Here is a 24,753-nt window from a genome sequence, read left to right as displayed (position 1 = left end):
AAACTTCTGAACCGCCGACGGGCGGCCCGATTTTTGTCAGCGGCAGCGAGGCCAGCCGACCGACGCGCCGCGGCGCGCCCGTCGACGCCGAAAATTTGAACATAACGATTTGATAACAATACTGCCTTGATCAGCGGTGTTGCGCCTACTCGACCGTAACCACCTGCACGCAGCAGGTTTGTTCCGCGCGCCGCGGGGCGCGATTGAGCAGCGTGTTACCCACGTAACCGCTACCCGTGCGTAGAACTCGCCAGTAACCGATCTGGGCGGAAAAATCCCCCGGTTCTTATGACACTCTTATTGCAGCCGATGCAGTCCACCGCCCCCTTGGGCCGGCCGCCGCGGCCCCCAGGTCAGTGGGGAATCGGTCGGGATTCGACGGGGAATCAGACGACGCCCAGGGCAGCGCAGCTCTGACAGACAAGCGATACGTACAGGGAGATACGCAACGTGACGATCCACGAGCACGACCGGGTGTCCGCCGACCGCGACGGAATGTCCGCCGAGGCCACGCAGGGCACCCACGCTCTGGTCGATCGTCTCACCGCCGGTGAGCCCTACGCCGTCGCGTTCGGCGGGCAGGGCAGCGCCTGGCTGGAGACCCTCGAGGAGTTGGTGTCCTCGGCCGGTATCGAGTCGGAGTTGGCGACGCTGGTCGGCGAGGTGGACCTGCTGCTGGAGCCGGTCGCCAAAGAGCTGGTCGTGGTGCGCCCCATCGGCTTTGAGCCGCTGAGCTGGGTGCGCGCGCTGGCCGCCGAAGACCCGGTCCCGTCGGCCAAGCAGCTGACCTCGGCCGCCGTGTCGGTGCCCGGCGTGCTGCTCACCCAGATCGCTGCCGTGCGCGCGCTGGCGCGCCAGGGTATGGACCTGTCCGCCACCCCGCCGGTGGCGGTCACCGGGCACTCGCAAGGCGTGCTGGGGGTCGAGTCGCTGAAGGCCGCCGGCGCCCGCGACATCGAATTGCTGGCCCTGGCGCAGCTGATCGGCGCCGCCGGCACCCTGGTGGCCCGCCGGCGCGGCATCTCGATCCTCGGCGACCGTCCGCCGATGGTGTCCGTGACCAACGCCGACCCCGAGCGCATCCACCGGCTGCTCGAAGAGTTCGCCCAAGACGTGCGGACCGTGCTGCCGCCGGTGCTGTCCATCCGCAATGGCCGGCGGTCGGTCGTCATCACCGGAACTCCCGAACAGCTGTCCCGCTTCGAGCTCTACTGCAAGCAGATTTCGGAGAAAGAGGAAGCCGACCGCAAGAACAAGATTCGCGGCGGCGACGTGTTCGCGCCGGTCTTCGAGCCGGTCCAGGTCGAGGTGGGCTTCCACACGCCGCGACTCTCCGACGGAATCGACCTCGTTGGCGGCTGGGCCGAGAAGGTCGGCATCGACGTCGAGTTGGCCCGCGCGATGACCGAAGCCATCCTGGTGCAACCCGTCGACTGGGTGGACGAGGTCGTGGCGCTGCACGAGGCCGGCGCCCGCTGGATCCTCGACCTGGGGCCGGGCGACATCCTGACTCGACTGACTGCGCCGGTAATCCGCGGCCTGGGCATCGGCATCGTGCCGGCAGCCACCCGCGGTGGCCAGCGCAACCTGTTCACGATCGGCGCCGTTCCCGAGGTAGCCCGTCCGTGGTCGAGCTACGCCCCGTCGGCAGTCCAACTGCCCGACGGCCGGGTCAAGCTTTCGACGAAGTTCACGCGGCTCACCGGCCGCTCACCGATCCTGCTGGCCGGCATGACGCCGACCACCGTCGACGCCAAAATCGTTGCGGCTGCAGCGAATGCCGGGCACTGGGCCGAACTGGCCGGCGGCGGGCAGGTCACCGAGGAAATCTTCAATGACCGCATCGAGGAATTGGGCGGCCTGCTCGAGCCCGGCCGCACCTACCAGTTCAACGCGCTGTTCCTCGACCCGTATCTGTGGAAGCTGCAGGTCGGCGGAAAACGCTTGGTGCAGAAGGCCCGTCAGTCCGGCGCGCCGATCGACGGGCTGGTGGTGTCCGCCGGCATCCCCGAGCTGGAAGAGGCCGTCGAGCTGATCGACGAGCTCAACGAGATCGGCATCAGCCACATGGTGTTCAAGCCGGGCACCGTCGAGCAGATCCGCTCGGTCATCCGCATCGCCACCGAGGTGCCGACCAAGCCGGTGATCATGCACATCGAGGGCGGGCGCGCCGGCGGCCACCACTCCTGGGAAGACCTCGACGACCTACTGCTGGCCACCTACTCGGAGCTCCGGTCGCGGCCCAACATCACCGTGTGCGTCGGCGGCGGCATCGGCACCCCGGAGCGGGCGGCCGAATACCTGTCCGGCCGCTGGGCGCAGTCCTACGGCTTCCCGCTGATGCCGGTCGACGGCATCCTGGTCGGCACCGCCGCGATGGCCACGCTCGAGTCCACCACCTCGCCGTCGGTCAAGCGGATGCTGGTCGAAACGCAGGGCACCGACCAGTGGATCAGCGCCGGAAAAGCCCAGGGCGGCATGGCATCTAGCCGCAGCCAGCTCGGCGCCGACATCCACGAGATCGACAACACCGCCTCCCGCTGCGGTCGGCTGCTCGACGAGGTGGCCGGCGACGCCGAGGCGGTGGCCAAGCGCCGCGACGAGATCATCGCCGCGCTGAACAAGACCGCCAAGCCGTACTTCGGCGACGTCGCCGAGATGACCTACCTACAGTGGCTGCGCCGCTACGTCGAACTGACCATCGGCGACGGCAATTCGACCGCCGACACCGCGTCACCGGGCAGCCCGTGGCTGGCCGACACCTGGCGCGACCGGTTCCAGCAGATGCTGCAGCGCGCCGAAGCGCGTTTGCACCCCAAGGATTTCGGTCCGATCGAGACCCTGTTCGGCGACTCCGAGTTGCTGGAACGCCCCGACGCTGCGATCGATGTACTGCTGGCGCGCTACCCCGACGCTTCAAGCGTGCAACTGCACCCGGCCGACGTGCCGTTCTTCGTCACGCTCTGCAAGACGCTGGGCAAGCCGGTCAACTTCGTACCGGTGATCGACAAGGACGTCCGGCGTTGGTGGCGCAGCGATTCGCTGTGGCAGGCCCACGACGCGCGCTACGACGCCGACCAGGTGTGCATCATCCCCGGCACCGCGTCGGTGGCCGGCATCACCCGGATGGACGAGCCCGTCGGCGAGCTGCTGGACCGCTTCGAGCAGGCCGCCATCGACGAGGTGCTCGCGGCCAACGGGCAACCGCAGCCGGTGACCGCGCGCCGCCAAGGCCGCACCGACGTCAGCGGGCCGCTGGCCGTCGTGCTCGACGCCCCCGACGTGCTGTGGGCAGGGCGCGCCGCCACCAACCCGGTGCACCGCATCGCCGACCCCGCGGACTGGCAGGTGCACGAAAACCGCACCGCCACACACTCTTCCACCGGAGCGCGGTTGCAGACCGAGGGTGAGCAGGTCGTGCTGAGCGTGCCGATCTCCGGCACCTGGATCGACATCCGCTTCACCCTGCCCGCCATCACCGCCGACGGCGGCACTCCGATCATCGGCACCGACGACGCGGCCACCGCCATGCGTGCGGTGTTGGCGATCGCGGCCGGTGTCGACGGGCCCGACGCGCTGCCGCCGGTTCATGACGGGACAGCCACCGTCACCGTCGACTGGAACCCCGAGCGGGTCGCCGACCACACCGGCGTCACCGCCACCTTCGGCGAGCCGCTGGCACCCGGCCTGACCACCGTGCCCGACGCGCTGGTCGGCAGCTGCTGGCCCGCGGTGTTCGCCGCGATCGGCTCGGCGGTCACCGACAGCGGCATCCCGGTTGTCGAGGGCTTGCTGAGCCTGGTCCACCTGGACCACGCCGCGCACCTGCTCGGCCAGTTGCCTACCGTCCCGGCCGAATTGACCGTTACCGCAACGGCTTCCACCGCCACCGACACCGAGGTCGGCCGCGTCGTGCCGGTGTCGGTGACCGTTGCCGACGCTGACGGCAAGGCGCTGGCCACTCTCGAGGAACGCTTCGCGATCCGCGGCCGCACCGGTGCCGCCGAGCTCACCGACCCGCTGCGGGCCGGCGGTGCGGTGTCCGACAACGCAACCGACACTCCGCGGCGCCGCCGCCGCGACGTCACGCTGACGGCACCGGTCGACATGCGGCCGTTCGCGGTCGTCTCCGGCGACCACAACCCGATCCACACCGACCGGGCCGCGGCCCTGCTGGCCGGCCTGGAATCGCCGATCGTGCACGGGATGTGGCTCTCGGCCGCGGCCCAGCACGTGGTGACCGCCACCGACGGCCAGGCCCGGCCGCCGGCCCGGCTGGTCGGCTGGACCGCGCGTTTTCTGGGCATGGTCCGCCCCGGCGACGAGGTGGACTTCCGGGTCGACCGAGTCGGAATCGACCAGGGCGCAGAGGTTTTGGAGGTCGCCGCACGAATCGGGTCGGACCTGGTGATGTCGGCGACGGCCCGGCTGGCCGCGCCCAAGACCGTCTACGCGTTCCCCGGCCAGGGCATCCAGCACAAGGGCATGGGCATGGAGGTGCGGGCCCGTTCCAAGGCTGCCCGCAAGGTGTGGGACTCCGCGGACAAGTTCACCCGCGAGACGCTGGGCTTCTCGGTGCTGCACGTGGTGCGCGACAACCCGACCAGCATCATCGCGTCGGGCGTGCACTACCAACACCCCGAGGGCGTGCTGTATCTGACCCAGTTCACCCAGGTCGCGATGGCGACCGTCGCGGCCGCTCAGGTCGCCGAGATGCGCGAGCAGGGCGCGTTCGTGGAAGGCGCGATCGCGTGCGGCCACTCCGTCGGCGAGTACACCGCGCTGGCCTGCGTCACCGGCATCTACGAACTGGAAGCGTTGCTGGAGATGGTGTTTCACCGCGGCTCCAAGATGCACGACATCGTGCCGCGCGACGAGCTGGGCCGCTCCAACTACCGGCTGGCAGCGATCCGCCCGTCGCAGATCGACCTGGACGACGCCGACGTGACGGCGTTCGTCGCCGAGATCTCCGAGCGCACAGGAGAATTCCTGGAGATCGTCAACTTCAACCTGCGCGGCTCCCAGTACGCCATCGCCGGCACCGTCCGCGGCCTCGAAGAACTGGAGGCCGAGGTCGAGCGCCGTCGGGAAATCACCGGCGGCAAGCGCTCTTTCATTCTGGTGCCCGGCATCGACGTGCCGTTCCACTCGCGGGTGTTGCGGGTCGGGGTGGCCGAGTTCCGCCGGTCGCTGGACCGGGTCATGCCGCGCGACGGCGATCCGGACCTTATCATCGGGCGCTACATCCCCAACCTGGTGCCGCGGCCCTTCACGCTCGACCGCGACTTCATCCAGGAGATCCGCGATCTGGTGCCGGCCGAGCCACTCGACCCGATCCTCGCCGACTACGACACCTGGCGTCGCGAGCGGCCCCGCGAGATGGCGCGCACCGTCTTCATCGAATTGCTGGCGTGGCAGTTCGCCAGCCCTGTGCGCTGGATTGAGACGCAAGATCTGCTGTTCACCGAGGAGGCCGCCGGCGGCCTGGGTGTGGAACGCTTCGTCGAGATCGGCGTGAAATCCTCGCCGACCGTCGCCGGACTGGCCACCAACACCCTCAAGCTGCCCGAATACGCCCACAGCACAGTCGAAGTGCTCAACGCCGAGCGCGACGCCGCGGTGCTGTTCGCCACCGACACCGACCCTGAGCCGGAGCCCGAACTCGAGGAAGCCGAGCCGGCCGCGGAATCCGGTGCACCGCAAGCCGAAGCACCTGCACCCGCGCCGGCCGCGGCTCCGTCCGGTGGTCCACGCCCCGACGACATTCCGTTCGACGCCGCCGACGCCACACTGGCGCTGATCGCGCTGTCGGCCAAGATGCGCATGGACCAGATCGAGCCGCTCGATTCCATCGAGTCGATCACCGACGGCGCGTCGTCGCGGCGTAACCAGCTGCTGGTGGACCTGGGCTCGGAGCTCAACCTGGGCGCCATCGACGGCGCCGCCGAGGCCGACCTGGCGGGCCTGCGCTCGCAGGTCACCAAGCTGGCCCGCACCTACAAGCCTTTCGGCCCAGTGCTTTCCGACGCGATCAACGACCAGCTGCGCACGGCGTTCGGCCCGTCGGGCAAGCGGCCGGGCGCCATCGCTGAGCGTGTGAAGAAGACCTGGGAACTCGGCGACGGCTGGGTCAAGCACGTCACGGTCGAGGTCGCGCTGGGCACCCGCGAGGGCACCAGCGTGCGCGGCGGCGCACTGGGCCACCTGCACGAGGGCGCGCTGGCCGACGCCGCGTCCGTCGACAAGGTCATCGACGCCGCCGTGGCGGCAGTCGCTGCGCGCCAAGGTGTTTCGGTGGCGCTGCCGTCCTCCGGCGGTGGCGGTGCGACCGTCGACGCCGCGGCACTCTCCGAATTCACCGACCAGATCACCGGCCGCGACGGCGTTCTCGCGTCCGCGGCCCGCCTGGTGCTGAACCAGCTGGGCCTCGACGACCCGGTCACCGCGCCCGCGGCGGCCACCGACGCCGAACTGATCGACCTGGTGACCGGTGAGTTGGGCGCCGACTGGCCGCGTCTGGTGGCGCCTGCGTTCGACGCCAAGAAGGCCGTCGTGTTCGACGACCGCTGGGCCAGCGCCCGCGAAGACTTGGTCAAGCTGTGGCTGGCGGACGACGACGACATCGACGCGGACTGGGCGCGCCTCTCCGAACGGTTCGAGGGGGCCGGACACGTAGTGGCGACCCAGGCCACCTGGTGGCAGGGTAAGGCGCTGGCCGCCGGGCGGCAGATCCACGCCTCGCTGTACGGCCGCATTGCTGCCGGCGCGGAGAACCCGGACAAGGGCCGCTACAGCGACGAGGTTGCGGTCGTCACCGGCGCGTCGAAGGGCTCGATTGCCGCGTCGGTGGTGGGGCAGCTGCTCGACGGCGGTGCCACGGTGATCGCGACGACGTCGCGGCTCGACGATGAGCGCCTGGCGTTCTACCGCACGCTGTACCGCGACCACGCCCGCTACGACGCCGCGCTGTGGGTGGTGCCGGCCAACATGGCGTCCTACTCCGACATCGACGCGCTGGTCGAGTGGGTCGGCAGCGAGCAGGTGGAAAGCCTTGGGCCGCTGTCGATTCACGTCAAGGACGCACAAACCCCGACGCTGCTGTTCCCGTTCGCGGCGCCGCGCGTCGCCGGTGACCTCTCCGAGGCCGGGTCGCGCGCCGAGATGGAGATGAAGGTGTTGCTGTGGGCCGTGCAGCGGCTCATCGGCGGGCTGTCCAGCATTGGCGCCGAGCGCGACATCGCCTCGCGGCTGCACGTGGTGCTGCCAGGCTCGCCCAACCGCGGCATGTTCGGCGGCGACGGCGCCTACGGCGAAGCCAAGTCGGCGCTGGACGCGGTTGTCACTCGCTGGCACGCCGAGTCGTCGTGGGCGCAGCGGGTCAGCCTGGCGCACGCGCTGATCGGCTGGACCCGCGGCACCGGCCTGATGGGACACAACGACGCGATCGTCAGCGCCGTCGAAGAAGCCGGTGTCACAACGTATTCCACCGACGAGATGGCCGCGATGCTGCTGGGGCTCTGCGACATCGAGTCCAAGGCCGCCGCGGCCAACGCCCCGCTCAAGGTCGACCTGACCGGCGGGCTCGGCGACGTCGAGCTGGACATGGCCGAGCTGGCCGCCAAGGCCCGCGAGGAGATGACGGCCGAAGCCGCGGCCGACGACGACGCCGCGCCGGAAGGCACCATCGCCGCGCTGCCGTCGCCGCCGCGCGGCTACACGCCGGCGCCGCCGCCGGAGTGGGACGACCTCGACGTCGACCCCGCCGACCTGGTGGTGATCGTCGGCGGCGCGGAACTCGGGCCGTACGGCTCGTCGCGCACCCGCTTCGAGATGGAGGTCGAAAACGAGCTGTCGGCCGCCGGCGTGCTGGAACTGGCCTGGACCACCGGGCTGATCCGCTGGGAAGACGACCCCCAACCCGGTTGGTACGACACCGAATCCGGCGAACTGGTCGACGAAGCCGAGCTGGTCGAGCGCTACCACGATGCCGTGGTGGAACGCGTCGGGATCCGCGAGTGGGTCGACGACGGCTCGATCGACCCCGACCACGCCTCGCCGCTGTTGGTGAGCGTGTTCCTGGACAAGGACTTCACGTTCGTGGTGTCGTCCGAAGCCGAGGCGCGCGCCTTCGTGCAGTTCGACCCCGAGCACACGGTCATCCGGCCGGTGCCCGACAGCTCGGACTGGCAGGTAACGCGTAAGGCCGGCACCGAGATTCGGGTGCCGCGCAAGAACAAGCTGACTCGCATTGTCGGCGGCCAGATCCCGACCGGCTTCGACCCGACCGTCTGGGGGATTCCGGCGGACCTGGCCAGCTCGATCGACCGGCTGGCGGTGTGGAACATCGTCGCGACCGTCGATGCGTTCCTGTCCGCCGGGTTCAGCCCGGCCGAGGTGATGCGCTACGTGCACCCGACGCTGGTGGCCAACACCATGGGCACCGGCATGGGTGGTGGCACCTCGATGCAGACCATGTACCACGGAAACCTGTTGGGCCGCAGCAAGCCCAACGACATCTTCCAGGAAGTGCTGCCCAATATCGTTGCCGCACACGTCGTTCAGTCCTACATCGGCAGCTACGGCGCGATGATCCACCCGGTCGCCGCATGCGCGACGGCCGCGGTGTCGGTCGAGGAGGGTGTCGACAAGATCCGGTTGGGCAAGGCCGAATTGGTCGTGGCCGGCGGCATCGACGACCTGACGCTGGAAGGCATCATCGGCTTCGGTGACATGGCGGCCACCGCCGACACCGGCATGATGCGCGGCCGCGGTATCAGCGACTCGAAGTTCTCGCGGCCCAACGACCGGCGGCGGCTGGGCTTCGTGGAAGCCCAGGGCGGCGGCACCATTCTGCTGGCCCGCGGGGACCTCGCTGTGAAGATGGGTCTGCCCGTGCTGGCCGTGGTGGGCTACGCGCAGTCGTTCGGCGACGGTGTGCACACGTCGATCCCCGCGCCCGGGCTCGGCGCGCTGGGCGCCGGTCGCGGCGGCAAAGAGTCGCCGCTAGCCCGCGCGCTGGCCAGGCTCGGTGTCGGCGCCGACGACATCGCGGTGATCTCCAAGCACGACACCTCGACGCTGGCCAACGACCCCAATGAGACGGAACTGCATGAGCGCCTTGCCGATTCGCTCGGCCGCTCCGACGGCGCACCGCTGTTCATCGTGTCGCAGAAGAGCCTGACCGGGCACGCCAAGGGCGGCGCGGCGGTCTTCCAGATGATGGGCCTGTGCCAGATCCTGCGCGACGGCGTCATTCCGCCCAACCGCAGCCTGGATTGCGTCGACGACGAGCTGGCCGGCTCGGGGCACTTCGTCTGGGTTCGCGACACGCTGCGGCTCGGCGGGAAGTTCCCGCTCAAGGCGGGGCTGGTGACCAGCTTGGGCTTCGGGCACGTGTCGGGGCTGGTCGCGCTGGTGCATCCGCAGGCGTTCCTGGCCAGCCTGAGCGCCGAACAGCGCGAGGAGTACCGGCGCCGCGCCGATGCCCGGCTGTTGGCCGGCCAGCGGCGGCTCGCGTCGGCGATCGCCGGCGGCAAGCCGATGTACGAGCGGCCCGCCGACCGTCGTTTCGACCACGCGACGTCCGAGAAGCCACAGGAAGCGGCGATGCTGCTGGACGCGGCGGCGCGGCTGGGCGACAACGACGTCTTTGTTCGCTGAGCGATGAGCATCGTCGGAATCGGGATCGACCTGGTGTCCATTCCGGAGTTCGCCGATCAGGTCGACCAGCCGGGAACGGTGTTCGCCGAAACCTTCACGCCGGGTGAGCGCCGCGACGCCTCCGACAAGAGCTCGTCGGCCGCGCGCCACCTGGCCGCCCGCTGGGCCGCCAAGGAGGCGGTGATCAAGGCCTGGTCGGGCTCGCGGTTCGCGCAGCGGCCGGTGCTGCCGGAGGGCATTCACCGCGACATCGAGGTCGTCACCGACATGTGGGGCCGGCCACGGGTCCGGCTGACCGGCGCGATCGCCGAGCACCTGAAGGACGTGACGATCCACGTGTCGCTGACCCACGAGGCGGACACCGCCGCGGCGGTCGCCATCCTCGAGGTGTGACTCTCGGCGCGACCTTCGGGCGCGAGCGTGCATAGTTGTACGGGTTGAGCGCGTTTGGGCGGCATTCTGCGCACGCTCGCGGCAAGAGAGGTGAAGCATGAATGGATTGGTCGAACGTGTCCGCGAGGTGCTGCCGTCGGTGCGCCGCGACCTGGAAAACTTGGTGCGCATCGAATCGGTGTGGGCCGACCCGGCCCGGCGCGGCGAGGTGCACCGCAGCGCCCAGGCCGTCGCAGACCTGTTGGGACAGGCTGGCTTTGACGATGTCCAGATCGTCAGCGCAGACGGTGCGCCGGCCGTCATCGCCCGACATCCGGCGCCGCCGGGCGCGCCTACTGTGCTGCTCTACGCGCATCACGACGTGCAGCCCGAGGGCGACCACACCCAATGGGCGTCGCCCCCGTTCGAGCCGACCGAACGCGACGGCCGGCTCTACGGCCGCGGTACCGCCGACGACAAAGCCGGCATCGCAACACATTTGGCGGCGTTTCGGGCACACGACGGCAATCCGCCGGTGGGTGTGACGGTGTTCGTCGAAGGGGAGGAGGAGTCCGGGTCGCCGTCGCTGGGTCGGCTGCTGGCCGCGCACCGCGACGCGCTGGCCGCCGACGTGATCGTCATCGCCGACTCCGACAACTGGAGTATCGACGTCCCGTCGCTCACGGTGTCGTTGCGCGGTCTGGCCCGACTGCGTGGTGGAAGTCGCCACCTTAGACCACGGCCTGCATTCCGGCTTGTGGGGCGGCGTGGTGCCCGACGCGTTGAGCGTGCTGGTGCGCCTTTTGGCCAGCCTGCACGACGACGACGGCAACGTGGCGGTGGCCGGACTGCACGAAAGTCCCGTTGCCGCAGTGGATTACCCCGCCGAGCGGGTGCGCTCCGAAACCGGACTACTCGACGGCGTCAGCGAAATCGGTTCCGGTTCGGTGCCGCAACGACTTTGGGGCAAGCCGGCGATCACGGTGATCGGCATCGACACCACATCGATTGCGGCGTCGTCGAACACGCTTATCCCGCGCGCTCGCGCCAAGGTCAGCATGCGGGTCGCGCCCGGCGGCGACGCCGTCGCGCACCTGGAGGCGCTGCGCACCCATCTGGAGCAGCACGCACCGTGGGGCGCGCACGTGACCGTCACGCCCGGTGACGTCGGTCAGCCGTACGCCATCGACGCCAGTGGGCCGGTCTACGACGCCGCGCGGGTCGCGTTCCGGCAGGCCTGGGGCACGGAGCCCGTCGAGATGGGGATGGGCGGCTCGATCCCGTTCATCGCGGAGTTCGCCGGGGCATTCCCGCAGGCCACGATCCTGGTCACCGGCATGGAGGATCCGGCCACGCAGGCGCATAGCGTCAACGAGAGCGTCCACCTCGGGGTGCTGGAACGGGCCGCGATCACCGAAGCTCTGCTGTTGGCCAACCTTGCCTAGACCGACAGGGCGCGCCGAGCGTGGGGGGTATGCACACGATCCGACCACTTTTCGTCCATACCCCCCACGTTCGACGAGCCGAGGCGAATTGAGCGCCCATTAATGACTCACAACACTAGAGCGACAGGTCGCGCCGCAGCTTGGCGACGTGCCCGGTGGCCTTGACGTTGTACTGCGCGACGGCGATCTTGCCCTTCTCGTCGACCACGAACGTCGAGCGGATGACGCCCTGGGTTTCCCTGCCATACAGCTTCTTCAGCCCGTAGGCCCCCCACGCGGTCAGCACCTTACGGTCCGGATCGGACAGCAGCGGGAATGTCAGCTTTTCGGCGTCGCGGAATTTGGCCAGCTTTGCCGGTTTGTCGGGGGAGATGCCCACGACGTCGATGCCGGCGTCGTTGAGCTCGCGCAGATTGTCGCGAAAGTCACAGGCTTGCTTGGTGCATCCGGGCGTCGAGGCGGCGGGGTAGAAGTACACGATGACGCGACGGCCGCGGTAGTCGGCCAGCGACACGGTGTTGCCGTCGGCGTCGGGAAGGCTGAACGCGGGTGCTTTGTCGCCGGGTTGCAGGCGTGGAGTCTCGGTCAACACGGTCCCTTTCTACTCACGGGCGCCCGGCTACGCCGCGCTTGCGGTCGCCCTGGGTCACCGAGTGGCGACCCGCGGCGCCCGGCTACGCCGCGCCCCGCTTCGCCGCGCTTGCGGTCGCCACTAGGGTAGTGCGGGTGCACCCAGGCCAGGCCACAGGTGCGGATGACAGGGAGGACAAACAGTGGCGGAGCGGGATCCCGACACCATCAAGCAGGAGATCGACCAGGCCCGCGAACAGCTGGCCTCGACAGTCGACTCACTCGCTGAGCGGGCCAACCCCCGCCGCATCGCCGACGACGCCAAGACCCGGGCGATCGCGTTCGTCAAGAAGCCCGCGGTCGCCGTCTCACTGGCCGGTCTCGCCGCTCTGGCGGCCGTCCTGGTGGTCCGCAAGATACGCAACCGCTGAAACGCGGGCTTGTGGTGCGCCGTCAGGGTTTCGAACCCCGGACCCGCTGATTAAGAGTCAGCTGCTCTACCAACTGAGCTAACGGCGCCTGGATTTTCTAGCCACGCAACCATAACAAGCTCGCCGCCGTCGGGTGAAATCGCCGGCAGGGAGAACGGTGGTTGCTCGTGCAGCCACTAGAATACTCATCAGTAGTGCCGGGTCGGTGGGTCACAAGGGGGACAAAGCTAGATGGCAGGTCGTCGCGGCTGGTTAGCCGCGCTGATGGTCCCGCTTGTCGTGTTGGGCCTCGGCGCGTGCAGCGGCGGCGGCAACAAAGCTCCAGAAAACGCCATCTTCGACAAGGGCACGCCGTTCGCCGACCTGCTGGTCCCCAAGCTGACCGCCTCGGTCACCGACGGCGCCGTCGGAGTTGGCGTCGACGCCCCGGTGACGGTCAGCGCCGACAACGGTGTACTGGCCTCGGTCACGATGGTCAACGAGAATGGCCGCTCGATCGACGGTCAACTCAGCCCCGACGGGGTGCACTGGAAGACCAACGAACCGCTCGGATACAACCGCCGCTACACGCTGACCGCCAAGGCCCGCGGTCTTGGCGGCGTGGCCACCCGCCAGATGACCTTCGAGACCCAATCGCCGGACTACCTGACGATGCCGTATGTGGTGCCCCGCGACGGCGAGGTCGTCGGCGTCGGCCAGCCGGTGGCGATTCGGTTCGACGAGAACATCGGCAACCGCGCCGCGGCCGAAAAAGCCATCGTGGTCACCACCGACCCGCCGGTCGAGGGCGCGTTCTACTGGCTGAACAACCGCGAAGTACGTTGGCGGCCAAAGGATTTCTGGAAGCCCGGCACGTCGGTGAACGTGGCGGTCAACACCTACGGCGTCGACCTGGGCGACGGGTTGTTCGGTGAAGACAACATGAGCACCCACTTCACCATCGGCGACCAGGTCATCGCGACCGCCGACGACACCACCAAGACGCTGACGGTGCGAGTCAACGGCGAAGTGGTCAAGACGATGCCGATCTCGATGGGCAAGGACAGCACGCCGACCGCCAACGGGATCTACATCATCGGTGAGCGGTTCGCGCACATGATCATGGACTCGTCGACGTACGGGGTTCCGGTCAACTCGCCCAACGGGTATCGCACCGAGGTCGACTACGCGACGCAGATGTCCTACAGCGGCGTGTTCGTGCACTCCGCGCCGTGGTCGGTGGGCGCCCAGGGCCACACCAACACCAGCCACGGCTGCCTCAACGTCAGCCCCAGCAACGCGCGGTGGTTCTACGACCACACCAAGCGCGGCGACATCGTCGAGGTTCTGCACACCGTGGGGCCGACGCTGTCCGGGACCGAAGGGCTGGGCGACTGGAACATCCCGTGGGACCAGTGGCACGCCGGCAACGCCAAGACCTAGACGCCGCCAACCAGAAGCCAGGGTCGTGAGTTAGGCACAATCGCAGCCATAGCTTCTGGCTCGCGGAAACAACCGCTCATTCGGGGTGGCTGACGGGACTCGAACCCGCGACACCCAGGATCACAACCTGGTGCTCTACCAGCTGAACTACAGCCACCATTGCCGCCAGCCGAGCCGGCGGCGACGTCGATACTAGCCGCTCGGATGCTCGGCAGCCGAATCGATTCCCTCCGGCGAGTTCACCGGCACCCCGAGCTCGGCAGCCACCGCCGCGATATCGCTGGTAGCCGGTCCCGGTGGCGGCACGAACGCGGTGCGCCGGTAGTACTGCAGTTCGCGGATCGACTCGTGAATGTCGGCCAGCGCGCGGTGGGCCAGCCCCTTGGCCGGCTGCCCGTAGTAGATGCGCGGATACCAGCGCCGGCACAGCTCCTTGATCGAGCTGACGTCGATCATCCGGTAGTGCAGGTAGGCGTCCAGGGCGGGCATGTCGCGGGCAATGAAGCCGCGGTCGGTGGCGATCGAGTTGCCCGCCAGCGGCGCCGTCTTGGGTTGCTTGACGTGCTCACGGATGTAGTCGAGCACCATCGTTTCGGCGGTCGCCAGGTCGACGGTGGAGGCGCGCACCTCGTCGATCAGGCCCGAACGGGCGTGCATGTCCCTGACCACGTCGATCATCGACGACAACGCGGCCTCGTCAGCGTGGATCACCACGTCGATCCCGTCGCCGAGGATGTTCAACTCACCATCGGTAACCAGCACGGCGATCTCGATTAGCTTGTCCGTGCGCAGGTTGAGCCCGGTCATCTCACAGTCGATCCACACCAGGTGGTCACGCACAGCATTCACAACCAACACACGTTAGCCGCAGCACCTGCCGACACACGCAGCTGGCAGTAATGTCGTCCAGTGCCGGCATGAGTTAGGGGAGAGGACACGCGCGTTATGGGCAGCGAATCGACAGCAACTCCCGCAAAGCAGATCGCGGCCGGCTACGCCGTCGACGGCCAGGCACTGGAGCTGGGCACGGTCGTCGTCGACGGCACCGCCGACCCGGACGCGCAGGTCCGCATCCCGCTCGCGACCGTCAACCGGCACGGGTTGGTCGCGGGGGCGACGGGCACCGGAAAGACGAAGACGCTCCAGCTGCTCGCCGAGCAGCTGTCGGCGGCGGGCGTGCCAGTCCTGATGGCCGACGTCAAAGGTGACCTGTCCGGCTTGTCCAAGCCCGGGGAGAGCAGCGACAAAATCACCGGACGCGCCAAGGAAACCGGCGACTCGTGGGAGGCCAGCGCCTTCCCCGTGGACTTCTTGTCGCTGGGCACCAAGGGAATCGGCGTTCCGGTGCGCGCCACCATCGAAAGCTTCGGCGCCATCCTGCTGGCGAAAGTCTTGGGGCTCAACGCAACTCAAGAATCGACACTGGGCCTTATTTTCCGTTATGCCAAGGACAAGAACTACGAGCTGCTGGACCTGAAAGATCTGCGCGCGGTGATCAGCAAGCTCACCAGCGACGAGGGCAAAGCCGATCTGAAATCGCTCGGTGGCGTCTCCGCGCAAACGGCCGGTGTCATTCTGCGTGCCCTGGTCAATCTGGAAGGCGAAGGTGCCGACACCTTCTTCGGCGAACCGGAGCTAAAACCCACGGACCTCTTGCGTTTTGACGACAAAGGCCATGGGGTTATCTCACTGCTCGAGCTGGGCGACCAGGCAGCGCGCCCCGTCCTGTTCTCGACTTTCTTGATGTGGGTGTTGTCCGATCTGTTCAAGTCCCTGCCTGAGATCGGCGACGTCGACAAACCCAAGCTGGTGTTCTTCTTCGACGAGGCCCACTTGTTGTTCAGCGATGCGTCGAAGGCGTTCCTGGAACAGGTCGAGCAGACCGTCAAGCTGATCCGCTCCCGCGGCGTCGGGGTGTTCTTCTGCACCCAGTTGCCTACCGATGTACCCAACGAGGTGCTGTCGCAGTTGGGGGCCCGCATCCAGCATGCTCTGCGCGCCTTCACTCCCGACGATCAGAAGGCGTTGACGAAAACTGTTCGCACGTATCCGAAAACCGATGTCTACGACCTGGCTTCGGCGTTGACGTCGCTTGGCATCGGCGAAGCCGTCGTCACCGTGTTGTCGGAGCGCGGCGCCCCGACTCCGGTCGCGTGGACCAGGCTGCGCTCACCGCGTTCGTTGATGGCCGCCATCGGCAACGACGAGATCGGTAAAGCGGCTCAGGCCAGTCCACTGCACGAGACATATGGCGAAACCAAGAACCGGGAATCCGCCTACGAGAAGATCGAAGCCGAAAAAGCGCAAGCTGCCCAGGCCGGCCCGCCTGCGGAGAAGGATTCCAAAGCCGTACCGGCCGAGAAGAAGCCCGGCTGGTTCAAGCGGTTCGTCAACAGCAAGGGTTTCCAGACGTTCCTCAACGCGCTCGGCCGGGAGATCGTGCGCAGCATGATGGGCAGCGGCAAGCGGCGTCGCTGACGCTCTATCCGCCGCCCAGCTTCTTGTAGAAGCTGCCGACGATCGGCGCGACGATCGCGCGCGGAGCGTATCCACTGGCCACCGACATCGCCTTGGAGGTCAGCCCCGGAACGACCCGCATCTTGTTGCGCTCCAACGCATCCAGCGAAACCTTGGCCGTGTGCTCGGTCGAAATCCATAGGAATTCGGGCACCAGCTTCTCCACCAGCGAGGCCTCGGCCTCGTCCGGCAGTTCGGTGCGCACCGGGCCGGGCGCCAGCAGGGTGACATGCACACCCGAGCCGCGCAGTTCGCCTCGCAGCGATTCACTGAAGGTGTTCACGAACGCCTTGGTGGCCGCGTAGGTCGCGTTGTAGGGAATCGGCGAATTGCCCGCCGCCGAACCGGAAATCAAGATACCGCCGGCCCGCCGTTCGACCATGCCCGGCAGCACTGCCAACGCAAGGTCATGCACGCCAAGGACATTCAGCTGGACTTGAGCCTTTTCGCCCGCGGGATCGAGGCCGGCCACCGGTCCGAACGTCGCAGTTCCTGCGTTGGCGCACAGGACCGAGACGGGACGGGCGGCCAGCTCGTCGCACAATTTCGCGCGGTCGGCCGGGTCGGCCAGGTCGGCAGGGCGCACATCCACGGCCACCCCGTACTTGTCGACCAGACGCCCGGCAAGCTCCTTGAGCAGGTCTTCGCGTCGCGCGGTGACGATCAGGCTGTGGCCGCGTGCGGCCAGTTCGGTGGCCAGCGCTTCGCCGATGTTCTGGGATGCGCCGGTGACGACGGCGCGTGCATCGGGGCTGGGAGCGGGTACAGGCATGCGGCCCATCGTAAGCATGCGGGTCGCTACCAGCGGTTACCCTCCCAGCATGAGCAACCCGGAGCCGGGCGGGCGCACAGCCGGGCGATCCGGGGTGCTGGCGTGGGCGCTGTGGGACTGCGGCGCCACCGGGGTCAGCGCGATCGTGGTGACCTTTGTGTTCTCGGTGTATCTGACCAGCACCGTCGGGGAGGGCATGCCGGGCGGCGCCTCACCGGCCAGCTGGCTGGGCCGCGCGCTGGCCGTCGCCGGGTTGACTATTGCGCTGCTGGCACCCGTCATCGGCGTCTGGGTGGAGTCCCCGCACCGCCGGCGCGCGACGCTGAGTCTGCTGACCGTCGTCGCCGTCCTCATGACCGGCGCAATGAGCCTCATCCGCGACCAGCCCGCATACCTGTGGCCCGGCCTGGCGCTGCTGGCCGCCACCGCCGCCTGCGGTGACCTCGCCAGCGTCCCGTACAACGCGATGCTGCGTCAGCTGTCCACCCCGCAGACCTCCGGACGGATCTCCGGGTTCGGCTGGGCCGCCGGCTACGTCGGCAGCGTCGTGCTGCTGCTGGTCGTCTACTTGGGCTTCATCTCCGGCAAAGGAGACACCCGCGGGCTGCTGCACCTGCCGGCCAGCGACGGCATGAACGTGCGCGCCGCGATGCTGCTGGCCGCCGCCTGGCTGGCACTGCTCGCCCTGCCGCTGCTGTTGACCGCCCATCGGCTACCCGCGTCTACCGACACGGCGCCGGCCGTCGGAGGCGTGCTGGGCGGCTACCGCAGACTGTGGTCCGACCTTTCCGCCGAATGGCGGCGCGACCACAACCTGGTCTACTTCCTGCTGGCCAGCGCCGTCTTCCGGGACGGGCTGGCAGGGGTATTCACCTTCGGTGCGGTCCTCGGCGTCAACGTCTACGGCATCTCGCAGGCCAACGTGCTGATCTTCGGGGTGGCCGCCAGCGTGGTGGCCGCACTCGGCGCGGTGGCCGGCGGCCTGGTCGACGACCGACTCGGATCCAAGAACGTCATCGTGGGGTCGTTGATGGCGATCATCGCGATGGGGCTCACGTTGATGACGCTGTCGGGTCCGCGGGCGTTCTGGGTGTGCGGGTTGCTGCTGTGCCTGTTCATCGGGCCGGCGCAGGCGTCGGCACGCACACTGCTGTTGCGAATGTCACGCCACGGCAAGGAAGGCGTCGCCTTCGGGCTGTACACGATGACCGGGCGGGCGGTGTCTTTCCTTGCGCCCTGGCTGTTTTCGGTCTTCGTCGACGTCTTCGGGGCCGTCCGCGCCGGCATGGGCGGGCTGTGCGTGGTGCTCGGTGTGGGGCTGCTGGCCATGCTGGCGGTGCGCGCACCGCGTCGTGCCGCCGTCGTGCCGCAAACCGCCGGTTAAGACGGCGCGTCGCAGACGGTCAGGCCCGAACCGGTGTGTTCGCGGACCTGCACACCCGCCACGGTGACGGTGCAGGTGACCTTGTTGCCGATGTTGATGATCGTGACGTTGGCCTTGCGATCGCCCGACTGGGGCAGGCTGACTTGCTTGCTCCACGGCAGCGGCACGTTGAACTCGGTCTGCATCACCCCGCCGTTGTCGACGTAGGTGATGCTGATCGCCCGGCCCTCTCCGCTGACGTTGTAGACGACGGTCTGGTCGCCGGCGGCACTGGTGGTGGTCTCACTCGATTCCGACGGCTCGGAAGTGGAAGTGGTGGTGCTGCTAGGCGCCGAGGCACTGCTCGACGGTGACGTGGCCGACCCGGACGTCTTGGAACCCGGCATCGCGGGCAGCGGCGCGACCGCGGTCTGCTTCCGGGCCGCTCCGTTGGCAATCACCAGCGCGATGACGAGCGCCGCGACCAGCAACGCCGCTGCGGCCGCGGCCACCCACAACCAGCGTGGCGGCTTCGGCCGACCCGGCGGAGGCGTGGTCGGCTGCTGCGAGGCCTGGTCCTGCAGCCAGTACTGCGGCAACTTCTCTGTCGGGTTGGTTTCGGTCGGTCCAGGACGCGGCGGAAGACCCTGGTAGTACGGCGATTGACCGGCGTAGGCGGGGTCGTTGTACGGCGAATACGGCTGGCGGAGCCGTTCGGTCGGTTCGCCGCCGGGCCGAGCCGGACGGGTGTGCTCGGGTCGACGCGGATCGTTCATGCACACCTCACCCTGGCAGGGTACCTGCACCGGTATTCAGCGCGGCGACGGTCATCGCCCGCATCACCGCCCGGGACCGCGCGGCCCTGCTCTCGGCGCGCTTCATGCTGTGCGGGGTCGAGTTCAGCAGCCCGAACACGGCGTGCGCCATCAGCCGCGCGTCGGCCTCGGCAAGGCCGGGTTCCAGCTCGCGCAGCACGCCGACCCACACCTCGACATACTGCCGTTGCGCACGGCGCACCTGGCGTTCGGCGGCCGCAGGCAGATGCGCAAGGTCGCGGTCCTGGATGCGGATCAAATCCGGTTCGCCCAAAGCAAATTCGAGGTGGAAGTCGATGAGGCCGTCCAGCGCCTCGGCCGGGTCGGCGCTGCGGGACTTCACCTCTCGCGCGCCGGCCAACAGCCGGGTGCTGATGCCGACCAGCAACTCAACCAGCAGCGACTCTTTGTTGGGGAAGTGCCGGTAGATGGCCGGACCGCTGACGCCGGCCGCCGCGCCGATGTCCTCCAGCCGCACCGCCAGAAAGCCGCGCTCGGCGAACAGCCTCTCGGCGGCCGCCAGCAGCTGCGCCCGCCGGTCGGACTTCAGCCGACTGCGCCGATTGTCGGCGGTGGCAGATGCTGCCATAGGGGTCTCCTGGACACTTCAGTTAATCTCCACTAACATAGCACGAGTTAGTCGTCATTAACCGAATTCGGCGGGTAGCGGATGACTTCTTCAACGGCGAATCGCGATGCGCACCAAGCATTGGTGGCGCAGCTTCGCGAGAAGCTGGCTGTGGCTACGCTGGGCGGGCCGGAACGCGCCCGCGAGCGTCACGTGGGCCGCGGCAAGCTGCTTCCGCGCGACCGGGTAGACGGTCTGCTCGACCCGGGGAGTCCGCTGCTGGAAGTGGCGCCGCTGGCCGCCAACGGCATGTACGACGACGAGTGCCCCGGCGCGGGCATCATCACCGGCATCGGCAGGGTGTCCGGCCGCGAATGCATGATCGTGGCCAACGACGCCACGGTCAAAGGCGGCACCTACTACCCGATCACGGTCAAAAAGCACCTGCGGGCCCAAGAAATCGCGGGGCAGAACCGGCTGCCCTGCATCTACTTAGTCGACTCCGGCGGCGCATTCCTGCCGCGCCAGGACGAGGTGTTTCCCGACCGCGAACATTTCGGCCGGATCTTCTACAACCAGGCCAAGCTGTCCGCCGAGGGCATCCCGCAGATCGCCGCCGTGCTCGGATCCTGTACTGCCGGAGGGGCTTACGTGCCGGCGATGAGCGACGAAGCCGTGATCGTGCGCAACCAAGGCACGATTTTCCTCGGCGGCCCGCCGCTGGTGAAGGCCGCCACCGGAGAGGTGGTCACCGCCGAGGAACTGGGCGGCGGGGAGCTGCACTCCAAGACCTCCGGCGTCACCGACCACCTCGCCCACGACGACCGAGACGCCCTGAACATCATCCGCCGCATCGTCGCGACCCTTGGCCCTCGCCAGCCGCGGGCCTGGGACGTGCTGCCGACCGTCGACCCCGTCGCCGACCAGACCGAGCTGTACGACGTGGTGCCCGTCGACCCCCGCATTCCCTACGACGTGCACAACGTCGTCACCCGCATCGTCGACGGCGGCGAATTCGGCGAATTCAAAGCGGAATACGGCACCACGCTGGTTACCGGCTTCGCCCGCATCCACGGCCATCCGGTCGGTATCGTCGCCAACAACGGTGTGTTGTTCGGCGAATCCGCCTTGAAAGGCGCTCATTTCATCGAGCTGTGCGACAAGCGGATGGTGCCGCTGCTGTTCTTGCAGAACATCTCCGGCTTCATGGTGGGCCGCGACTACGAGGCCGGCGGCATCGCCAAACACGGCGCCAAGATGGTCACCGCGGTGGCCTGCGCGCGGGTGCCCAAGCTGACCGTTGTGATCGGCGGCTCATACGGGGCGGGCAACTACTCGATGTGCGGACGGGCGTATTCACCGCGGTTCCTGTGGATGTGGCCGAACGCCCGAATCTCGGTGATGGGCGGCGAGCAGGCCGCCTCGGTGCTGGCGACGGTGCGTGGCGAGATGACGGCCGAGGAGGAAGAGACCTTCAAGGCGCCCATCCGTGCACAGTACGAATACCAGGGCAACCCGTACTATTCGACAGCCCGGCTGTGGGACGACGGCGTGATCGACCCTGCTGACACCAGAACCGTTGTGGGCCTTGCTCTTTCGGTGGTCGCCAACGCGCCCGTCGAGCCGGTTTCCTACGGCGTGTTCAGGATGTGAACGTGTTCGAGACAGTTCTGGTTGCCAACCGCGGCGAGATCGCCGTCCGGGTGATCCGCACGTTGAAGGCGATGGGTATCCGATCGGTGGCGGTCTACAGCGACGCCGACGCCGACGCGCGTCATGTCGCCGAGGCAGACGTTGCCGTGCGACTGGGTCCCGCGTCCGCACGGGACAGCTACCTCAACATCTCCACGGTCGTCGACGCCGCGGTGCGCACGGGCGCGCAGGCGGTGCATCCCGGATACGGCTTCCTTTCGGAGAACGCTGATTTCGCGGCTGCTCTAAGCGTGGCTGGGCTGACCTTCATCGGCCCACCCGCCAAAGCGATCCAGACGATGGGCGACAAGATCGCCGCCAAGGCGACCGTGTCGGAGTTCGGGGTGCCAGTGGTGCCCGGCATTGCACGGCCTGGCCTGACCGACGCCGAACTGATCGCCGCCGCCGAGGAGATCGGTTACCCGGTGCTGGTCAAGCCGTCGGCCGGCGGCGGCGGCAAGGGCATGCGTCTGGTGGAACAGGCCGCGGACCTATCCGCAGCACTGACGAGCGCCCGCCGTGAATCGGCGGCCGCCTTCGGCGACGACACGCTGTTCCTGGAGCGATTCGTGCTGCGGCCCAGGCATATCGAGGTCCAGGTACTGGCCGACACCTACGGCAACGTGGTGCACCTCGGCGAGCGCGAGTGCAGCCTGCAGCGGCGGCACCAGAAGGTCATCGAGGAGGCGCCGTCGCCGCTGCTGGACGTGGCGACGCGCGCCCGGATCGGCGCCGCCGCCTGCGACACCGCGCGCAGCGTGGACTACACCGGCGCCGGCACCGTGGAATTCATTGTCTCCGCCGACAAGCCGGAGGAGTTCTTCTTCATGGAGATGAACACCCGGCTGCAGGTCGAGCACCCGGTCACCGAGATGGTGACGGGCTGGGATCTGGTCGAGTGGCAGGTGCGCATCGCTGCGGGGGAGAAGCTGACCGCCACCCAATCCGACATCGCGCTGCACGGCCATGCGATCGAGGCCCGGGTCTACGCCGAGGACCCGGCGCGCGGCTTCCTGCCGACCGGCGGCGACGTGCTTGCGGTGGTGGAGCCGAAAGGCCCTGGCGTGCGGGTCGATTCGGGCCTGACGGCGGGAATGGTGGTCGGCAGCCAATACGATCCTATGCTTGCCAAGGTGATTGCGCACGGCGCCGACCGGGCCGCTGCACTGCGGGCACTGGACCGGGCGCTGGCCGACACCGCGGTCCTCGGCGTGGTCACCAATGTGGAATTCGCCCGGTTCCTGTTGGCCGATCCCGACGTCGCCGCTGGGCGGCTGGACACCGGGCTCCTGGACCGGCGGGCCGGAGATTTCGTCGCGGCGCCGCCCTCGGACGAACACTTCATCGCCGCGGCGGCCTACCGGTGGCTGCGGCTGTGGCCGGCGCCCGGCGCCGACCTGTGGGAGGTGCCGTCCGGCTGGCGTGTCGGCGTCGCCGCGCCCGTTAGCGTGCGGCTGGGGGCCGGCGGGCGCACCGACCACGTGCACATCACCGGCACCCCCGCCGACGCGGCGGCCCGCATCGAAGACGGCGAAAACCGTTCACTACAGGCTCATTTAGCGGGCCAACAGTTGGTGGTGACCCTCGACGGCGTGCGAACCGAGTACACCGTCGCGGTGGCTGACCACCAGATCTGGCTGAAAGGCGACGGGGCCACCGTCGTGCTCGAGGAGGTGCGGGAGGCGCCGGTGCGCCCCGACGACACGCACAGTGGTGACGCCGAATTGACCAGCCCGATGCCGGGGTCGGTCGTCGCGGTCGGTGTCGACGACGGCGCCGAGGTGCAGACGGGCGCGGTGGTCGTCACCGTCGAGGCGATGAAGATGGAGCACGCGCTGGCGGCGCCCGTCGACGGTGTGGTGGAGCTTCTCGTCGCACCCGGCGATCAAGTCAAAGTGGGCCAGCCGCTGGCCCGGATCAAGGTGAAAGGCTAAGTGATGGCTGAGTTTATGGCCACCGGGATGCTTCCCGACGAGTATCAGCAGTTGGCCAAGACGGTCCGCGACTTCGCGCAGAGCGTGGTCGCGCCGGTCGCGGCCCGCCACGACGCCGAGCATTCCTTCCCCTACGAGGTGGTGGCCGGGATGGCCGAGATGGGGCTGTTCGGCCTGCCGTTCCCGGAGGAGTGGGGCGGCATGGGCGGCGACTACTTTGCGCTGTGCCTGGCACTCGAGGAACTGGGCAAGGTGGACCAAAGCGTGGCCATCACGCTGGAGGCCGGGGTGTCACTCGGCGCGATGCCGGTGTACCGGTTCGGCACCGAGGAGCAGAAGCGAGAGTGGTTGCCGCAGTTGGCCAGTGGCCGTGCACTCGGCGCGTTCGGGCTGACCGAGCCGGGCGGCGGCAGCGACGCCGGTGCCACCAAGACCACCGCCCGCCTCGACAACGGCGAATGGGTGATCAACGGGTCCAAACAGTTCATCACCAACTCCGGCACCGACATCACCAAGCTGGTCACCGTCAGCGCGGTCACTGGTGAACAGGGTCGCCGCAAAGAGATCTCGTCGATCCTGATACCGGTGCCCACACCGGGTTTCATCGTCGAACCCGCCTACGACAAGGTGGGCTGGAAGGCGTCCGACACCCATCCGCTAACGTTCCAAGACGTGCGGGTGCCCCAGGAGAACCTGCTCGGCGAACGCGGCCGCGGCTACACCAACTTCCTACGCATCCTCGACGAAGGCCGGATCGCGATCGCCGCGCTGTCCACCGGCGCCGCGCAGGGCTGCGTGGACGAAAGCGTCAAGTATGCCCGCGAGCGTGAGGCTTTCGGTCAGCCGATCGGCCGGTATCAGGCCATCGAGTTCACCATCGCCCGGATGGAGGCCCGCGCACACACGGCCCGCACCGCGTACTACGACGCCGCGGCGCTGATGCTGGCCGGTAAGCCGTTCAAGAAGCAGGCGGCGATCGCCAAGCTGGTGGCCAGCGAGGCCGCGATGGACAACGCCCGCGACGCCACGCAGATCCACGGCGGCTACGGGTTCATCAACGAGTTCCCGGTCGCCCGGCATTACCGGGACAGCAAGATCCTGGAGATCGGTGAAGGGACCAGTGAGGTGCAGTTGATGTTGATCGCCAGAGAGGTGGGGCTGTGAAGTCGAGTGAGCGGAACGAGCGCAGTGA

General features: G+C 68.2%; 15 protein-coding genes, 2 tRNA genes and 1 pseudogene. 11 read left to right on the top strand and 7 right to left on the bottom strand.

Annotation, left to right across the window (positions count from 1 at the left end; all coding sequences use genetic code 11):
- Positions 1-450: 450 nt before the first annotated feature.
- From MFM001_RS07990 to MFM001_RS25160, 4 genes and pseudogenes are all read left to right on the top strand, one after another.
- Positions 451-9,660, top strand: coding sequence for a type I polyketide synthase (locus MFM001_RS07990; protein ID WP_116374686.1), 9,210 nt, complete (start codon positions 451-453; stop codon positions 9,658-9,660).
- A 3-nt stretch (positions 9,661-9,663) separates the two neighbouring features.
- On the top strand, positions 9,664-10,053 hold the full coding sequence (locus MFM001_RS07985; RefSeq protein WP_116374685.1) for a holo-ACP synthase: 390 nt from the start codon (positions 9,664-9,666) through the stop codon (positions 10,051-10,053).
- A 97-nt stretch (positions 10,054-10,150) separates the two neighbouring features.
- Positions 10,151-10,888 (top strand): annotated as a pseudogene (locus MFM001_RS25165) (M20/M25/M40 family metallo-hydrolase); the annotation flags it as partial.
- Positions 10,800-11,477 (top strand): M20/M25/M40 family metallo-hydrolase, encoded by a 678-nt coding sequence (locus tag MFM001_RS25160; protein WP_371685420.1) that lies wholly within the window; start codon positions 10,800-10,802, stop codon positions 11,475-11,477. The pseudogene MFM001_RS25165 and the gene MFM001_RS25160, both read left to right, overlap by 89 nt.
- 115 nt (positions 11,478-11,592) lie before the next feature.
- Here MFM001_RS25160 and bcp read toward each other — a convergent pair whose 3' ends face one another.
- Positions 11,593-12,066, bottom strand: a complete 474-nt coding sequence (gene bcp, locus MFM001_RS07975) for a thioredoxin-dependent thiol peroxidase (RefSeq protein ID WP_116374756.1) — start codon at positions 12,064-12,066, stop codon at positions 11,593-11,595.
- A 184-nt stretch (positions 12,067-12,250) separates the two neighbouring features.
- Here bcp and MFM001_RS07970 point away from each other — a divergent pair, with 184 nt between their 5' ends.
- Positions 12,251-12,478, top strand: coding sequence for a DUF3618 domain-containing protein (locus MFM001_RS07970; RefSeq protein ID WP_116374684.1), 228 nt, complete (start codon positions 12,251-12,253; stop codon positions 12,476-12,478).
- Between the two features lie 12 nt (positions 12,479-12,490).
- Here the strand turns inward: MFM001_RS07970 and MFM001_RS07965 are convergent.
- Positions 12,491-12,566, bottom strand: a tRNA-Lys gene (locus MFM001_RS07965).
- Positions 12,567-12,709: 143 nt separating this feature from the next.
- Between MFM001_RS07965 and MFM001_RS07960 the strand changes: the two genes are divergently transcribed.
- Positions 12,710-13,900, top strand: a complete 1,191-nt coding sequence (locus tag MFM001_RS07960; protein WP_116374683.1) for an Ig-like domain-containing protein — start codon at positions 12,710-12,712, stop codon at positions 13,898-13,900.
- Between the two features lie 84 nt (positions 13,901-13,984).
- Here MFM001_RS07960 and MFM001_RS07955 read toward each other — a convergent pair.
- Both MFM001_RS07955 and orn read right to left on the bottom strand, forming a co-directional pair.
- Positions 13,985-14,057 (bottom strand) — tRNA-His (locus tag MFM001_RS07955).
- Positions 14,058-14,092: 35 nt separating this feature from the next.
- Entirely contained in the window at positions 14,093-14,740 is a 648-nt protein-coding gene (orn, locus tag MFM001_RS07950; RefSeq protein WP_116374755.1) for an oligoribonuclease, read from the bottom strand.
- 105 nt (positions 14,741-14,845) lie between these two features.
- Here orn and MFM001_RS07945 point away from each other — a divergent pair, with 105 nt between their 5' ends.
- Entirely contained in the window at positions 14,846-16,378 is a 1,533-nt protein-coding gene (locus MFM001_RS07945; RefSeq protein ID WP_116374682.1) for a helicase HerA-like domain-containing protein, read from the top strand.
- A gap of 4 nt (positions 16,379-16,382) precedes the next feature.
- Here the strand turns inward: MFM001_RS07945 and cmrA are convergent, their stop codons facing one another.
- On the bottom strand, positions 16,383-17,189 hold the full coding sequence (cmrA, locus tag MFM001_RS07940) for a mycolate reductase (protein ID WP_116374754.1): 807 nt from the start codon (positions 17,187-17,189) through the stop codon (positions 16,383-16,385).
- Positions 17,190-17,238: 49 nt separating this feature from the next.
- On the opposite strand from cmrA, the gene MFM001_RS07935 reads away from it, so the two are divergent.
- Positions 17,239-18,573 carry an MFS transporter gene (locus MFM001_RS07935; RefSeq protein WP_116374681.1) on the top strand — a complete coding sequence of 445 codons (1,335 nt, stop codon included), beginning with the start codon at positions 17,239-17,241 and terminating at the stop codon, positions 18,571-18,573.
- Here MFM001_RS07935 and MFM001_RS07930 read toward each other — a convergent pair.
- Both MFM001_RS07930 and MFM001_RS07925 read right to left on the bottom strand, forming a co-directional pair.
- The gene (locus MFM001_RS07930; RefSeq protein WP_116374680.1) at positions 18,570-19,328 is read right to left on the bottom strand and encodes an MmpS family transport accessory protein; all 759 of its coding nucleotides are present in this window, start codon (positions 19,326-19,328) and stop codon (positions 18,570-18,572) included. The two genes, MFM001_RS07935 and MFM001_RS07930, sit on opposite strands and share 4 nt — an antisense overlap.
- Before the next feature lie 7 nt (positions 19,329-19,335).
- The gene (locus MFM001_RS07925; protein WP_116374679.1) at positions 19,336-19,956 is read right to left on the bottom strand and encodes a TetR/AcrR family transcriptional regulator; all 621 of its coding nucleotides are present in this window, start codon (positions 19,954-19,956) and stop codon (positions 19,336-19,338) included.
- A gap of 81 nt (positions 19,957-20,037) precedes the next feature.
- Between MFM001_RS07925 and MFM001_RS07920 the strand changes: the two genes are divergently transcribed.
- From MFM001_RS07920 to MFM001_RS07910, 3 genes are read left to right on the top strand one after another with little or no spacing between them, the layout of a single operon-like run.
- Positions 20,038-21,588, top strand: coding sequence for a carboxyl transferase domain-containing protein (locus MFM001_RS07920; RefSeq protein ID WP_116374678.1), 1,551 nt, complete (start codon positions 20,038-20,040; stop codon positions 21,586-21,588).
- Positions 21,589-21,590: 2 nt separating this feature from the next.
- The gene (locus MFM001_RS07915) at positions 21,591-23,561 is read left to right on the top strand and encodes an acetyl/propionyl/methylcrotonyl-CoA carboxylase subunit alpha (RefSeq protein ID WP_116374753.1); all 1,971 of its coding nucleotides are present in this window, start codon (positions 21,591-21,593) and stop codon (positions 23,559-23,561) included.
- Positions 23,562-23,564: 3 nt separating this feature from the next.
- Positions 23,565-24,725, top strand: coding sequence for an acyl-CoA dehydrogenase family protein (locus MFM001_RS07910; RefSeq protein ID WP_116374752.1), 1,161 nt, complete (start codon positions 23,565-23,567; stop codon positions 24,723-24,725).
- Positions 24,726-24,753: the final 28 nt, after the last annotated feature.

This window comes from Mycobacterium sp. MFM001 (genome assembly GCF_003402475.1).
Lineage (GTDB): Bacteria > Actinomycetota > Actinomycetes > Mycobacteriales > Mycobacteriaceae > Mycobacterium.
The sequence above is the reverse complement of the archived record's forward strand: the minus strand, read 5'-3'. Positions and strand labels throughout refer to the sequence as shown.

What these genes read in the sequence shown, in the direction of transcription:
- MFM001_RS07985 (WP_116374685.1), top strand. Translation starts at nt 9,664, where the DNA reads ATGAGCATCGTCGGAATCGGGATCGACCTGGTGTCCATTCCGGAGTTC.
- MFM001_RS07960 (WP_116374683.1), top strand. Translation starts at nt 12,710, where the DNA reads ATGGCAGGTCGTCGCGGCTGGTTAGCCGCGCTGATGGTCCCGCTTGTC.
- MFM001_RS07945 (WP_116374682.1), top strand. Translation starts at nt 14,846, where the DNA reads ATGGGCAGCGAATCGACAGCAACTCCCGCAAAGCAGATCGCGGCCGGC.
- cmrA (WP_116374754.1), bottom strand. Translation starts at nt 17,189, where the DNA reads ATGCCTGTACCCGCTCCCAGCCCCGATGCACGCGCCGTCGTCACCGGC.
- MFM001_RS07935 (WP_116374681.1), top strand. Translation starts at nt 17,239, where the DNA reads ATGAGCAACCCGGAGCCGGGCGGGCGCACAGCCGGGCGATCCGGGGTG.
- MFM001_RS07930 (WP_116374680.1), bottom strand. Translation starts at nt 19,328, where the DNA reads ATGAACGATCCGCGTCGACCCGAGCACACCCGTCCGGCTCGGCCCGGC.
- MFM001_RS07925 (WP_116374679.1), bottom strand. Translation starts at nt 19,956, where the DNA reads ATGGCAGCATCTGCCACCGCCGACAATCGGCGCAGTCGGCTGAAGTCC.
- MFM001_RS07920 (WP_116374678.1), top strand. Translation starts at nt 20,038, where the DNA reads ATGACTTCTTCAACGGCGAATCGCGATGCGCACCAAGCATTGGTGGCG.
- MFM001_RS07910 (WP_116374752.1), top strand. Translation starts at nt 23,565, where the DNA reads ATGGCTGAGTTTATGGCCACCGGGATGCTTCCCGACGAGTATCAGCAG.